The 13528-nt window shown below is 59.6% G+C and carries 12 protein-coding genes and 1 pseudogene; 3 read left to right on the forward strand and 10 right to left on the reverse strand.

The features are described 5' to 3' along the window. Positions 1-108 precede the first annotated feature (108 nt). Positions 109-801, reverse strand: a complete 693-nt coding sequence (locus S7A_RS13980) for a DUF421 domain-containing protein (RefSeq protein ID WP_009091539.1) — start codon at positions 799-801, stop codon at positions 109-111. Between the two features lie 603 nt (positions 802-1404). Here S7A_RS13980 and S7A_RS13985 point away from each other — a divergent pair. Continuing rightward, a complete protein-coding gene (locus tag S7A_RS13985) occupies positions 1405-5166 on the forward strand; it encodes an NAD(P)-binding protein (protein ID WP_009091541.1) in 3762 nt (1253 codons plus the stop codon). A gap of 14 nt (positions 5167-5180) precedes the next feature. Here S7A_RS13985 and S7A_RS13990 read toward each other — a convergent pair whose 3' ends face one another. Then, complete coding sequence (locus S7A_RS13990; RefSeq protein WP_009091543.1) at positions 5181-5510, reverse strand: hypothetical protein; 330 nt, start codon at positions 5508-5510, stop codon at positions 5181-5183. A gap of 352 nt (positions 5511-5862) precedes the next feature. On the opposite strand from S7A_RS13990, the gene S7A_RS13995 reads away from it, so the two are divergent. Further along, a complete protein-coding gene (locus tag S7A_RS13995; RefSeq protein WP_009091545.1) occupies positions 5863-7089 on the forward strand; it encodes an AI-2E family transporter in 1227 nt (408 codons plus the stop codon). Positions 7090-7153: 64 nt separating this feature from the next. Here the strand turns inward: S7A_RS13995 and S7A_RS14000 are convergent, their stop codons facing one another. From S7A_RS14000 to S7A_RS14010, 3 genes are all read right to left on the reverse strand, one after another. Further along, the gene (locus S7A_RS14000) at positions 7154-7471 is read right to left on the reverse strand and encodes a hypothetical protein (protein WP_033736382.1); all 318 of its coding nucleotides are present in this window, start codon (positions 7469-7471) and stop codon (positions 7154-7156) included. Between the two features lie 138 nt (positions 7472-7609). Continuing rightward, complete coding sequence (locus S7A_RS14005) at positions 7610-8035, reverse strand: DUF4186 domain-containing protein (protein ID WP_009091547.1); 426 nt, start codon at positions 8033-8035, stop codon at positions 7610-7612. 12 nt (positions 8036-8047) lie between these two features. Beyond that, positions 8048-8320 carry a cupin domain-containing protein gene (locus S7A_RS14010; RefSeq protein WP_009091548.1) on the reverse strand — a complete coding sequence of 91 codons (273 nt, stop codon included), beginning with the start codon at positions 8318-8320 and terminating at the stop codon, positions 8048-8050. Positions 8321-8490: 170 nt separating this feature from the next. On the opposite strand from S7A_RS14010, the pseudogene S7A_RS14015 reads away from it, so the two are divergent. Further along, positions 8491-9386, forward strand: a pseudogene (locus S7A_RS14015) (lipid kinase). Between the two features lie 19 nt (positions 9387-9405). On the opposite strand, the gene S7A_RS14020 reads toward S7A_RS14015, so the two are convergent. The 5 genes from S7A_RS14020 to S7A_RS14040 form a co-directional block, all read right to left on the reverse strand. After that, a complete protein-coding gene (locus S7A_RS14020; RefSeq protein ID WP_009091549.1) occupies positions 9406-9639 on the reverse strand; it encodes a hypothetical protein in 234 nt (77 codons plus the stop codon). A gap of 175 nt (positions 9640-9814) precedes the next feature. After that, positions 9815-10264 carry a DUF421 domain-containing protein gene (locus S7A_RS14025; RefSeq protein ID WP_009091550.1) on the reverse strand — a complete coding sequence of 150 codons (450 nt, stop codon included), beginning with the start codon at positions 10262-10264 and terminating at the stop codon, positions 9815-9817. Positions 10265-10276: 12 nt separating this feature from the next. Then, positions 10277-10786 carry a hypothetical protein gene (locus S7A_RS14030; protein WP_009091552.1) on the reverse strand — a complete coding sequence of 170 codons (510 nt, stop codon included), beginning with the start codon at positions 10784-10786 and terminating at the stop codon, positions 10277-10279. 65 nt (positions 10787-10851) lie between these two features. Then, positions 10852-11787, reverse strand: a complete 936-nt coding sequence (locus S7A_RS14035; RefSeq protein WP_009091554.1) for a cytochrome d ubiquinol oxidase subunit II — start codon at positions 11785-11787, stop codon at positions 10852-10854. Positions 11788-11796: 9 nt separating this feature from the next. After that, a complete protein-coding gene (locus tag S7A_RS14040; RefSeq protein ID WP_009091556.1) occupies positions 11797-13161 on the reverse strand; it encodes a cytochrome ubiquinol oxidase subunit I in 1365 nt (454 codons plus the stop codon). Positions 13162-13528 lie beyond the last annotated feature (367 nt).

Raw genomic sequence — 13528 nt, forward strand, 5'->3', positions numbered from 1 at the left:
GCTGCCCGAAGCGTTTTCATTTTCTGTCAGTAACAGGCAAAGTTATGTGGCAACCGGGAACAAGCTGCAACGCGTTTAGCTGCGGTTCAGCTTTCCAGGCTGAGGCCATCAGTGCAACCGGCGCACGGTCAGCGCCACAGACCAGCGCTGGCGCTGGCAGCGCGGACAGACCGCCTGCTGCTCTGCCTCAATGGTCCGGGTCTGGCCGCAATGGGTGCAGGCATAAAGCCCGCTCGTCGGGACCGTGCTGTAATCCTGCCGGTGCGCGGGAGGCAGCACGCTTAACCCGGCGCGCATCGCATCGTCGTCATAGAAATAGAGGCTGAGCTGGCCATCGACCTCCACCAGCGCCAGGCGGATCTGCCCCAGATGTTCCACGCCGCTCTGCCGCAACTCCATATAGAACTCATCTTCGGAAATATTCAGCCGATCCAGACTTTCCAGCACATACAGCCCGTCTTTAATCAGGGTAATCACATCCCCCTGAATCAGCCGTGAAAAGCGCGGACTGAGCGCCGTCAGCCAGGTGGTCAGACGGTAGAGCGACAGCAGAACCACAAACACCATAATGACCGGCAGCACCGGCACATCATCATAAAACGTCACGTCACCCGAGGCGGAACCCAGCGTCAGGATCACCACCAGTTCAAACAGAGACAGCTGACGCACGCCGCGCCGCCCGGAGACTTTGAGAAAGGTAAATACCACCAGATAAGCGATCAGGACACGCGCCACCACCTCAAACAAAAAGGTGGCGGGCTGATCGTTGAGCATAAAACGGTGCCAGTCGAATGAGAACATAGTCTGCTAAACATCCTGTTTTAAAGGGGGCGTCTCTTCGCCGCCGCCGATTGATTGGCCCGCAGATCCAGGCCAGCGATACGTCAAGCTTGTCGCCTGTTCGCCAAAAGGCAAGCGAAGCTGTAAGCCTGAAGCGGGCGAGTCTGACCGTTCTGCAGGCTGCGGAAAAGGTTAACAAAGCTGAAAAAGGGACAGCCTCGCCTCACGCTGCGCTTATTTTGCTGGCGACTGAAACGGAAGCAAAAATTTCCTGTTTCTGGCTGGCTGCTTTTTGCCGCTGCGTTTTTTCTTTTTACTTCAATAATTTGCCAAGAACATTACCCAGCCTATACTTTCCAGTAAGGCTTCCACCTCATCACTTAACATTCAGAGAAGCCACTCTTTTTCCTGCCGATAGCGCTGTCTGTGAAACCTGCTATCTCACTCGTCCATTTTGCAACAGGTGCTGATGCCTGCCATTCAGCGTCTGTGGCTTATGGCAGGGATCGCCCGTTCGTTGAGAGTGGCCCGACCGGCCAGTCTGCTTTGCATACCCATAACGCCCTGACCCGTTTCACGACGGCGCGTCAGCGGGAAGCGTGTTGCTTTTTTTCGGGAGATGCCATGACGCCTTTTTCCAGTTTCTGGCAGGCGGGTTATGAAGGGGCCGATCATATCAATCCTGCCGGTCTTGCGCTGTCGATGAACGATCTGAATCAGCATCAGAGCCGTGCAGCGGCGGATTATGCCGCCCTGGCCCCCTTTTCCCTTCGCACGGTGCGCGAAAGCGTGGGCTGGCGGCTGTGTGAACGCAATGGACGCTATGACTTCTCGACCGTCGCAGCGCGGATGGTGGCCGCACGTGAGCAGGGTATTCAGCTCAGCTGGACACTCTGTCACTACGGCTGGCCCGCTGACGTCACGCTGTTCAGTGATGACTTTGTCAGCCGGTTTGCCGCCTTCTGCGGCGCTCTGGCCCGCTTTCTCGCCCCCTGGTATTCGTCTGCGCCGGTCTATTCACCGATGAATGAGATCTCTTTCCTCAGCTGGGGCATCTCCGTCGGGGTTTTCCCCTGTGAGGCGATCTCTGAACCCGATCGGGCGGATGCCGCCAAGCGTCAGCTGGTGCGGGCTACGCTGGCGGCCTGTGATGCGATCTGGCAGGCGGATCCGCGCGCCCGCCTGCTGCATTGCGATCCACTGATCCATATCGTGCCCGATCCCGCCGATCCCGACAGCGACGGGCTGGCACGCGCCCTGTGTGACACCCAGTACCAGGCGTGGGACATGCTGAGCGGCAGACGTCATCCGGAGCTGGGCGGCGCGCCCCGCTATCTCGATCTGGTGGGCGTCAACTATTACCACGACAACCAGTGGGAGCAGGGTTCGAACCAGCGACTCTGGTGGCATCTGGGCGACAGCCGCCGCCTGCCGCTGCATCAGATGCTGCAGCAGGTCTGGCAGCGTTATCAGCGGCCGCTGCTGCTGGCAGAAACCAGCCATGTCGGCAGCGGACGCGGAGCCTGGATCGGCGAGATCGCCGCCCAGGTGGCGCAGGCGCAGCTGGCGGGTGTTGAGATGCTCGGCATCTGCCTCTATCCGATTCTCGATCGTCCCCTCTGGGAGGAGACCACCTTCTGGACCCGCAGCGGGTTATGGGATCTGGACCTGTCAGGGCCCGATCCTTACGCCCGCCAGTTACAGCAGCCTTATGCCGACGCCCTGCGCCAGGCGCAGCGCTTTTTGCAGCACATCGTCCCTTCCTCATCCCCCTGTCAGGAGTCTGTCATGAACAAACCCGCTCTTATCGTTTTCAGTCATTTACGCTGGGGCTTTGTTTTCCAGCGCCCGCAGCAGCTTCTGACCCGTCTGGCACAGCACTATCGCGTGCTGTTCGTCGAGGAGCCGGTCTGGCAGGCGGGACCACCTGGCCTGCATCAGAGTTCGCCCGCAGCAAATATCACCGTGATCCAGCCGCATACCCACCACGACGCGCCCGGTTTTCACGACAGCCAGATTGCCCCACTGCTGCTGCTGCTCGCCCCGCTGCTGGAGGAGGATGAGGAGCCGCTGATCTGGTTCTATACCCCCATGGCCCTGCCGCTGCTCACCCCCTTCAAACCCCGGCTGGTGATCTACGACTGCATGGATGAGCTCTCCGCCTTCCACAACGCCCCGCGCCAGCTGCAACAGCGCGAATCGGCGCTGATGACCCGCGCCGATCTGGTGTTCACCGGCGGCTCCAGCCTCTATGAAGCAAAGCGCGATAAACATCATCAGGTTTACTGCTTCCCCAGTAGCGTGGATGCCGTCCACTTTGAGCAGGCGCGCGATCGCAGTAACCATCATCCGCTTCAGGATACGATCCCGGCAAAGCGGCTTGGCTATTACGGCGTACTGGATGAACGTATCGATCTGCCGCTGATTGCCGCGCTGGCGGACAGCCATCCGGAGTGGCAGATCATCATGGTCGGGCCGGTGGTGAAAATCGATCCCACCAGCCTGCCGCAGCGCGACAATATTCACTGGCTCGGCCAGCAGCCCTACCAGGCGCTGCCGCAGTTCCTGGCGGGCTGGGATGTCTGCCTGATGCCTTTTGCCATTAACGCCTCGACGCGTTTCATCTCGCCCACCAAAGTGCTGGAGTATATGGCGGCACAGCTGCCGATTGTCAGTACTGCCATCGTGGACGTGGCGCGGCATTACGCTGAAGAAGTGGCGGTGGCAGAGACCCCTGCCGCCTTTATTGCCGCCTGTGAAGAGGCGATGACCTTCAGTGCGGCTGAGCGACTGGCGCTGGCGGGCCGCATGCAGGTAAGAGTGGACGCGACCTCCTGGGATCGCACGGCAGAACAGATACAGGCCCTGATCCAGCAGGCTCTGACGCATCCGCAGCCTGCCGGTGAACCGGTCACGCCAGCCAGTGCCCAGGCGAACGTGACGCCGTTAACCCCGGCGATGCTGGAGAGCGAAGCGGTGCCCTGCCTGATTGTCGGTGCCGGGCCAACCGGACTGAGCGCCGGTTATCACTATGGTGAAGGCGCGGTGCTGCTGGAGAAAAATGCCACGCCGGGCGGCTGGTGCCGCTCCATCGACGATCGGGGTTTTACCTTCGACTATGCCGGTCACATTATGTTTTCGCAGGACCCCTATGTCCTGCAGCTCTACGAGATGCTGCTCGGCGACAATCTGCACTGGCAGGCGCGTGAGGCCTGGGTCTGGAATGACGGCATCTATACCCGCTATCCCTTCCAGTCGGCACTGCACGGTCTGCCGGTTGAGGTCGTAAAAGAGTGCGTGCTGGGCGCCATTGAGGCGCGCTATGGCGAAACGGCCGCGCCCGCGGTGCCGCTGGATCGGGCGCGGGCGCGACGGGACTGCTGTGCCGATGGCGCGATAGCGGATGAGGGCAGCCTGGCCGGTGAAGTGGAAGGCGAAGAGGATTTTCAGCACTTTATCCTGCGCACCTGGGGGAAAGGGATCGCACGCCACTTTGCCCTGCCCTATAACCAGAAACTGTGGAAAGTGCCGCTGACTGAGATGGAGACCTCGTGGCTGGGCGGACGCGTGCCGCTGCCCGACCTGGCGCAGATTATCGATGGCGCACTGCAGCCGCTGGCAAAACCGGTGGGGCCTAACGCCCGCTTCGGCTATCCGCTGCGCGGTGGCTTCCAGGCGCTGATGTCCGGCTTTCTGCCGCACCTGAAGTGCAAACTGGAAACGGATGCCACCCTGAGCCGGATTTATCCGCAGGCGCATGTCGCGCTGCTGGCGGATGGACGCCACTACCGCTATGAGCAGTTGATCAGCACCATGCCGCTGCCGGAACTGATTAAACTGATGGGCGATGAGGCGCCGGAGAATGTACAGCGGGCGGCACAGCAGCTGCAGTTTGTCTCGGTGCGCTGCGTGAACCTGGGCATCGGCCGGGCTGACCTGACCGAAAAACACTGGATTTACTATCCGGGCGACACGCTGTTTCACCGCATCTTTGTGCAGGGCAATGCCAGCCCGCACTGCAATCCCCCCGGCGGGTTCGGCTTAACCTGTGAAATCACCTACAACGCCGCCCATCCGCTGCCGCTGGCGGGCGATGCGCTGATTGAACGCTGCCGTCAGGATTGCATCCGGGTCGGGATGATCAGCGAGAGCGATCCGCTGCTCTGCGCCTCAGAGGTCGATATGCCCTACGCCTACGTCATCTATGACCATGCGCGCAGTGCGAACGTGGCGCTGATAAGGCAGTGGCTGCTGACGCAGGATATTCATCTGTCAGGCCGCTACAGTGAGTGGGAATATTACAATTCCGACCACGCTTTCCTCGCCGGTAAACGCGCTGCCGAAAATGTCCGGCTGCAGCATGTCAGCGAGCGGACACGCGGCTGACCCGACGCAGCCAGCTACGCAAGAGGCTGGCTGCACTTCGCGGCTTTCAGCGACTGCAACTGGCTGACGCGCCGCGCCACCTTCTGGCTGGCATTGTATTTCGCAATGCCATTGCCCAAGCCAAAATCGCCGACGAAGCCCAGCACGGTCAGGGCGTCAAACCGACCGGTCTGCTCAATATCGCTCTGTACGCCGTGCGCTTTCACCAGCTCCTGATCCAGCGCGCCACAACTGAGCATCGCCGTCTCTTCCGGCGTCACCGCCGTGGCCTGCGGATAGTGCTTGGTGGCACAGCCTGTCAGCGACAGCGCCAGCAGCGCCGCCAGAATTATCCTGTTATGCATTTTTCATCGCCCGATCTTCACCTCATTAACCGGGTTATCGGCAGATTCCGCCGCGATCATGAGTGACTGACCTACCAATAATGGTTGAAACCGCTACGCTAAGGTAGGATCCCGCGCGTGATGGTCAGTTGCCGGACGTGACTGTCCGGGCGCGACGCCGTGAACGCACATCCGCCGTTCCCCGCTTCTGCCCTGAATTTCAACGCGTTAGCCTGCATGAAGCTGCCACCGGCAGCGTTTAAAGAGTAAAGCCTGATCGATATTCAGTGATGAGCGGTCAGTGCAAGCGAAGCCAGACACGGAAAATTCGTGCTTCGGGTTTATCAGAGTATGTTCCAGATGAGGTTTTTCCATGCGTTTTAAAGGATTGAACATCGGATTTTTCATTTTGATTCTGGCGATCGCCACGTTCGCCTTTTTTGAGGTGCTTTCGCCCTATTTCTCGCCGATTTTATGGGCGGCAATTCTGGCGGTCATTTTCCATCCGCTGAAAAGTTATCTGCGGGGCCGGCTGGGGGAACGCAATGGCCTGGCCGCACTGCTCACCCTGCTCTGCATCTGTCTGATTGTGTTTACGCCGCTGGCCATTATCGCCTCATCGCTGGTGGTCGAAACCAATGCGGTCTATCACAAACTGCAGACCAACTCGGCGCAGTTCCCGGCGGTTTTCGCCGACCTGCTGCAGCATCTGCCGCGCTGGGCAAAACACTATCTGGCTGAAAATAATCTCGATACCGCCGGAGAGATTCAGCAGAAGCTCTCCTCGTTTGCCCTCAAGGGCGGTCAGTATCTGGCAGGCAGCGCATTCATCATCGGCAGGGGCACCTTCAGCTTTACCGTCGGTTTTGGCGTGATGCTCTATCTGCTGTTCTTCCTGCTGAAAGATGGCTCCTATCTGGTGCATCTGATCCTGGAAGCGCTGCCGCTTTCGACCTACGTCAAGCATCACCTGCTGGTGAAGTTTGCCGCGGTGGCGCGTGCGACGGTCAAAGGCACGGTTGTGGTCGGCATCGTGCAGGGTATTCTCGGCGGGCTGGCCTTCTGGTTCACCGGCATTGACGGCAGCCTGCTATGGGGGGCGCTGATGGCGTTCCTCTCCCTGATCCCGGCCGTCGGCTCCGCCATTATCTGGGTGCCTGCAGCGGTCTTCTTCTTCGCCACCGGTGCCGTGTGGAAAGGCCTCTTCCTGGTCGGTTTCTTCGTGGTGATTGTGGGGCTGGTGGATAACATCCTGCGTCCGCTGCTGGTCGGTAAAGACACCAAAATGCCTGACTACCTGATCCTGATCGCCACGCTGGGCGGGATGGAGATTTACGGCATCAACGGTTTTGTCATCGGTCCGGTGATTGCGGCGCTGTTCATCGCCTGCTGGAACCTGCTCTCCGGTCGCGATAATCGCGAGAACATCGAAGTCATCGATGAAGAGGTGATCGAAGAGGGCAAGAAACAGTCTGAGACCGCCGCCGAGGCTGCGGCAGAAGCCGCCGCCGTTGCGGCCGAAGCAGCGGCTGACGCAGAGATGAAAGTCTCAGCCTTAGCGGCGGCGGAGAAAGAAAAAGCCGCCGCCAGCAAAGCCTGATTTTCTCTGGAAATGAAAAAACCCACCTTTCGGTGGGTTCTTTTTTATCTGAAATGATAGCGAATCAGTTGGTCGCTTTGTTTTTCAGGTCTTCAGCGCCCTGCTTGGTTTTATCCCAGCCTTTCTCGGCACCTTCTTTCGTTTTGTGCCAGCCCTTCTGGGTACCTTCGCTGATTTTGCTGCCGGTGGTGTGGCTCTTGCCTTCCGCCGCGTGCTCAGATTTCAGCTTCAGTTCTTCGCCCTGATTCTGCGCATGATGCAGTTTTTCTTTAGCGGTATCCGCGCCTTTGTGCGCTTCCGCAACGGTGTTATCGGTAGTGGTAGCAGCAAATACCGGCGAGGCCAGCAAAATAGCAGACAGTGCAATAATTGATTTCTTCATAATTCCCTCTGTATTCATTGTTGCCGTGTAGGTTTTAATCCTGGCATAGCGATTCCAGGAAAGATTTAAGAATAAACCAGGAATGAAAAAGGGCCAGTTTTCACCAGAAAATTCCCTCCGGGGCAGCCTGATCGTCCGCTACCAGAGCGCGAGCTGCGGATCGTCATCCGGCTTCGTCGTCTTTCTGTCCACCCGCGCGGGCGGTGCGGGACGCTGCATCTGATCGCTGATCCACTGCAACAGCACTGACACCACATAGGCCTGCTGCTCTGCGCTCAGGGGCTGCTGCTGAGCAATATTGTGCCATTTGCTCAGACAGCCGCGACAGCAGGTCGCGGTGGCATGCTGGGCGATAAACACCGGATGACCGCGCATCGGCGTCTGTTTGCCATCACGCGCGGGCCGGGCAGGCGCCAGCCGCTGTGCAACAAACTCTGCGGCATGCTCACGCAACACCGGCTCGCCTTTGCTCAGCGCATAATCATACTCCGCGCGCCCCAGTCGAAAGCGCTGGCGGAATGGCGAGCGCGCCAGGCGGGCAAAGAGATCGTCAGAAACCGTCATACTGCCCGCCCGTCACTCATATTTCCGGCCCGCCAGGTAGCGCACGCCCTGCGGCCCGAACGCCTCACGATGCAGCTCATTCGGCTGCAGGTGAAACGTCTCTCCAGGATGGTAAGTGGTCTCGCCCTGTTCTGTACTGATGGTGATATCACCACTGAGGATCAGGGCCAGTGCTTCGAAGGGATGGACATGATTGTCGAGCTCGGTGGCGGGCGCACGTTCTACCAGCAGTGGCTCGTCAAACCCTTCTCCGGCTAATCGTTTTCTGAATTCATCTTCTGTCATTGTCACTCCTCGATATGGAACCGACCCTGGAAGTGTAGACGATTTTTATCGCCATTTATGGCACGCCGGTGGTTACGTAAAGTAGCGCAAGCAGGGTTGTTCACCGCGCATACCGATGCTGTACTTTCCGCCTCGTGCCAGCCATTTTGACATCAGGATGACGGAAAAATATGTCTCACCCTCTGAAAACCGCCCTGCTGCTGATCAATCCGCGTTCGCGTAAAGGCCGTGCGGCGGCCAGCAGGGCCAGGACGCTGCTGACTCAGGCGGGTATCACCCTGCTGCAACCGGCTGAGGAGGAGAGCCGCAGCTACTGCGAACTCATCGCGGCTTATGCCCCTCGCATTGATGCGGTGATCGTTGGCGGGGGGACGGCACGCTTAACGCCGCCGCGCCGGGCGTGATGCAGACCGGCCTGCCGCTGGGGATCCTGCCGCTGGGCACCGCCAACGACTTTGCCCGGACGCTCGGCATCCCCGCCACGCTGGAGCAGGCGGTGCAGATTATCACTGACGGGCAGCTGCGTGCAGTCGATCTGGGGGAGGTGAATCAGCATCTGTTCCTCAACGTCTCCAGCATCGGCTTTTCCGCCGAGCTGGCGCGCAATCTCACCGCAGAATCGAAAAAACGCTGGGGAGTCGGCGGTTATGCTCTGGCGGCGTTGCGGCTGCTGCGTCAGAGCCGTCCGTTCAGCGCCACCCTGATCCATGAGGAGCAGCGCATGCCCATCCGGACCGTTCAGGTTTCCGTGGGCAACGGCCGTTTTTATGGCGGAGGGATGACGGTCGAAGCGCGCGCCGCACCGGACGACGGGCTGCTGGACGTTTACAGTCTGGAGGTCCGGCACAGCTGGCAGCTGATTGCGCTGCTGCCCTTTCTGCGACGGGGTACGCAGGGTCGCTGGCGCAACGTGCGCACCTTCAGCACGACGGCGCTCACTATCGAAACGCGCCGCCCCCACTACATCAATGCAGACGGCGAGATTATCGGACAGACGCCCGCCCATTTCCGCCTGATCGCAGGGGCCATACAGGTTTATGCCCCTGCCGGTCCGACAGCGGAATAGCGGATGTCACATCGCGGGGTTAATGCTGAGTGCCGTTCTTTTCGGCGTCGTTGATCTGCGTGGTGAGAGTGCTGACCAGCTCTTTCGCCATCTCGATGGTCAGGCCGAAAAACAGCGATTCCTGCGCCGATCGCGCGCGCGGGACCTGAGGATCGAGATAGCTGAACTGCAGCACCAGCGCGGCGTGCCCGCTTAACGGGCCGATGTGCCAGCCGGTGACCGGATAGAACGTAAAACGGTTAAAATCATTCACTATATACCTGACTTGTTAAGCATAACGCTGATTGAGTGTCAGGCCAGCTCAGAAAATAAAACACGGTTCGGTTACTCAGCCTGGCGCAGATCGGCTGAATAGCAAGCGAAGCGAGATTCACCCCGCCCGCCAGGCGTGGCATCAGCAGCCCGGCGAATCCTGCCGTCTGAGGCGGTCAGCTGTCCGCGCGGGGGATAACCGAAATATGTCCGTTGACCTCCAGCACGGCATACTTAATCTGATCAAACCGTTCCAGTCCCGGTCCGGAACGCGCCGCCTCCAGCACATCGTCAGGATCAATCCCGGTCATCTTCATGCGTTCGGTCAGCAGGTTGCCGTTTTCCACCAGAATCACAGGACCGCCATCGATCGCCTGCTCCACCACCGGAAAGCGGCTTTTCAGTTTTCCCAGTACGATGTCAATCGTCACCAGCGTGATAATCGTCAGCGCCGCGCCCGTCACCGAGAAATCATCGCCCAGCAGCGCCTGCTGCGTGGCTTCGCTGATAATCAGCAGCAGAATCAGATCGAAAGAGGTCATCTGCAACAGCGTGCGTCTGCCCGCAATTTTGAACACCACCATCAGAACCAGGTAGATCGCTGCAGCGCGTAAAACCGTTTCCATAAAGTGCCTCTGTCAGGGATAGATCCATTGAGTAAATCGGGCCGGCGCGTGATCATCGCCCTGAATCGTGACGTGGATCAGGCCCGCATCGCGTGGCTGCAGGCCGAGCCAGATTGCGTGATCCGCCCCGGTGTCACCGGCGGAAAAGGTCAGCCGCAGATCGCTGCCGATCGTCACGGCTTCCAGCGGCTGCGGCTGCAGCGTCTGGATCTGCAGATTATTCAGCGCGCCGCCGCCAATCGTGATCGTGAAGCGATCGCCGGCGGGTGCGTTGTAGCCAATCCGCATATCCATATTGCTTTCGGTCCGGCCGAACCGTTCATATTCAACCTGAAGTGTGCCGTCTGGCGACCGGCTATGACCCTCGCTCAGCACCCCTTTAGAAAAGAGGCCGCACGCTCCCAGAATCACCAGCAGAATTAACAGATACTCCCCTGCCCGCTGAATCAGCCATTCACGCCGTACCCAGCGAAGATCTTCTTTTATCGGGTAGTCCCGACTCACAATGCGATCTTTCTTCACTCTCATTCCCTCTGGTAAGCGTACCCGCCTCTGCAGCACGCTGCCTGAAGCATAGCGGACGGGCATTATTTCGCGCGTCGCTCAACCCAGAACGACCAGCTGTGGTAGAGCAGCGTGAGCGGCATCGCAATCACCGCTCCCACCAGCACAAAACCCTGCGTGACCGGCGAGGCGGCGCTGTCGCTGAGCGTAAACTGATAGGGCACAAGCCACGGATAGAGGCCACACAATACGCCGCTAAAGAGTGCGCTAATCAGCATCAGCGTCAGAATGAGTTGCAGTAGGGGCCTGGCGCGCCACAAGGCCACCGGCAGGGCGATCCAGAGCAATACTATCGCGCCTGCTGCGATCCTGCCCGGTGGTCGCTGCCAGCTCTGCCGCCAGAGATCGGCATTGAGATAAAGGTCGGCCAGGAAAATAACCAGTGCCAGCAGCCACCACAGCCAGCTCAGTGCCGCCGCCAGCGGCTGTACCCGCTCACCAATGCGCCAGCCAATCCAGCAGCAGGCCATCAGCGAATTGATCGCTATCAGGCCTGCGCCACTGAGCAGCGGCACCAGGCTCAGCCCATCCGGCAGGCCGGTCTGCGGCTGAGCGCTGATGATCATGCCGGCGCACCAGCCCTGAATAAAGGTCGCCAGCGCGGAGCTGCCCGCCATGAGGCGATCCAGCCAGCGACGCAGGCGGGGAGAACTCTGAGCGCGATACTCCAGTGCCATCGCCCGCACCAGCAGCGCCAGCAGCATGGCAAACAGCGGGACACTCAGCTGACTGAACAGCAGCGCATAGACCGTCGGAAACAGCGCCAGCAGCCCACCCGCCGCCAGCACCAGCCAGGTCTCATTCGCATCCCACACCGGCAGAATGCTGTGCGTCATCAGTTCACGCTGTTCATCATCGTGAAACCAGCAGAAAAGCATCCCCACGCCCAGATCCGTGCCATCCAGTAGCAGGTAGAGCAGCAGAGAGAGACAGATAATCAGCGCAGAGAGATCGGCCATGGCACTCTCCTAATGGGGCGTTTTCAGCGCAATCACCACCGGTTCTCCCGATGGCATCTCACCCTTAACCCGGCGCAGCAGATAGCGTAAACCGAGGGCGAAGGTCAGCGCATAGATCAGCAGCACCGCCACGAAGATGCCCAGCGTGCTGCTGAGTGACAGCGGCGAGACGCTTTGTGCGGTGCGTAACAGGCCATAGACCGTCCACGGCTGACGCCCGACTTCGGTCACGACCCAGCCTGACAGCAGGGCAATAAAGCCCGCCGGTGAGAGCCATGTCAGCCAGCGCAGAAAGCGCCCCGACGTGGTCAGCCCTCCCCGCCAGCGCTGCAGATTCGCCGCCAGCGTGGTTACCAGGATAATCACCCCCAGCCCCACCATCAGGCGAAAAGCGAAAAAGACCGGGAGCACCGGGGGGATGGCATCCGCAGGAAATTCGCTCAGGCTTTTAATGTGGCCGGAGAGGTTGTGGCGCAGATAGAGCGATCCGAGTGCGGGCAGAGTGACCTCCAGAATGTTGCGCTGCGCCTGCTGGTCCGGCAGCGCAAACAGCCGCAGAGGCTCCCCCTCGCCGGGGGCTGGCTGGTGCCAGCTGCCTTCCATCGCAGCCAGTTTAGCGGGCTGGTAGTCGCGGGTGTTTTCACCGTGCAGATCGCCGAGAACGATCTGCAGTGGCACCGCAAACAGCAGCAACGTCAGCGCGCTGTTGAGCATCAGACGCGAAGCCGCCTCCCCGCTGAAATGGCGGAGCCGCCACGCCGCCACGCCCGCGATCATCACCGCCACGGCAATCAGCGAACCGACCACCATATGGCTGAAGCGCCACACAAAGGAGGGAGCCTGCAAAAGCGACCGCCAGCTGTCCGCCAGAAAAACCCCGTTCGGATCCCGCGTAAAGCCGACCGGCGTCTGCATCCATGAGTTAGCGGCCAGAATCCAGAAGGCGCTGAGCAGCGCGCCAAACGCCACCAGACAGGTCACAACAAAATGCACGCCGGGCCGGATTTTATTGAAGCCGAACAGCATCACTCCGGTCAGGGCCGATTCGAGAAAAAACGCGACCAGCACCTCATAGAACATTAACGGCCCAATCACGCCGCCGGCCTGCTGTGAAAAACGCGCCCAGTGCGTGCCGAACTGAAACTCCATGACGACGCCGGAGGCGGCACCTATCGCCACCGTCAGGGAAAAGAGCGTCAGCCAGAAGTGCAGCGCATCCCGTGCAGCCTGCTGCTTTCCCCACAGCCAGCGCGCCTCAAACCACACCAGAAAGGGGGCCAGTCCCAGCGTCAGCGCCGCCAGCGTAATATGCATGCCCATGGTCAGCGCAAACTGCGTCCGGGCAATTGCCAGCACCCAGTCGCTGTCAATCATGGCGGTATCGTCCCGAAGCCTCAGATCCGCCGGAGTGCATGAGGGATGAGGAGAGACACGCCGCAAGCCGTTCTTTCATCTGAATCTCTCCTGACAGGAATAGGATCTTATTGCCTCTCATCAGCGTCAGGCTTATTTCGCCAGACGGTAAGTCGCCTCTCGTTTTGTCAGTTTATCGTAGTGAAGAAATAAAAATTCAGCCAGCATCGACCGGGAAGGAATAACAGCACGTGCAGAACCGCGTTAATTGCCATCCGGTGAACAGCGATAAAAAAGATATTATCGCCCTATCGGATGCGCTGCGCTTAAATAACGAAAATAAGCATTAAGCGAGGCGGAGAATTAATTCGTCCGCCTCTGGATTGCC

This window comes from Pantoea sp. Sc1 (assembly GCF_000255315.1).
GTDB lineage: Bacteria > Pseudomonadota > Gammaproteobacteria > Enterobacterales > Enterobacteriaceae > Pantoea > Pantoea anthophila.

Excerpts from the sequence above, each read along its gene's own strand:
- S7A_RS13980 (WP_009091539.1), bottom strand. The coding sequence starts at position 801 with ATGTTCTCATTCGACTGGCACCGTTTTATGCTCAACGATCAGCCCGCC.
- S7A_RS13985 (WP_009091541.1), top strand. The coding sequence starts at position 1,405 with ATGACGCCTTTTTCCAGTTTCTGGCAGGCGGGTTATGAAGGGGCCGAT.
- S7A_RS14035 (WP_009091554.1), bottom strand. The coding sequence starts at position 11,787 with ATGGCCGATCTCTCTGCGCTGATTATCTGTCTCTCTCTGCTGCTCTAC.
- S7A_RS13995 (WP_009091545.1), top strand. The coding sequence starts at position 5,863 with ATGCGTTTTAAAGGATTGAACATCGGATTTTTCATTTTGATTCTGGCG.
- S7A_RS14040 (WP_009091556.1), bottom strand. The coding sequence starts at position 13,161 with ATGATTGACAGCGACTGGGTGCTGGCAATTGCCCGGACGCAGTTTGCG.
- S7A_RS14000 (WP_033736382.1), bottom strand. The coding sequence starts at position 7,471 with ATGAAGAAATCAATTATTGCACTGTCTGCTATTTTGCTGGCCTCGCCG.
- S7A_RS14005 (WP_009091547.1), bottom strand. The coding sequence starts at position 8,035 with ATGACGGTTTCTGACGATCTCTTTGCCCGCCTGGCGCGCTCGCCATTC.
- S7A_RS14025 (WP_009091550.1), bottom strand. The coding sequence starts at position 10,264 with ATGGAAACGGTTTTACGCGCTGCAGCGATCTACCTGGTTCTGATGGTG.
- S7A_RS14010 (WP_009091548.1), bottom strand. The coding sequence starts at position 8,320 with ATGACAGAAGATGAATTCAGAAAACGATTAGCCGGAGAAGGGTTTGAC.
- S7A_RS13990 (WP_009091543.1), bottom strand. The coding sequence starts at position 5,510 with ATGCATAACAGGATAATTCTGGCGGCGCTGCTGGCGCTGTCGCTGACA.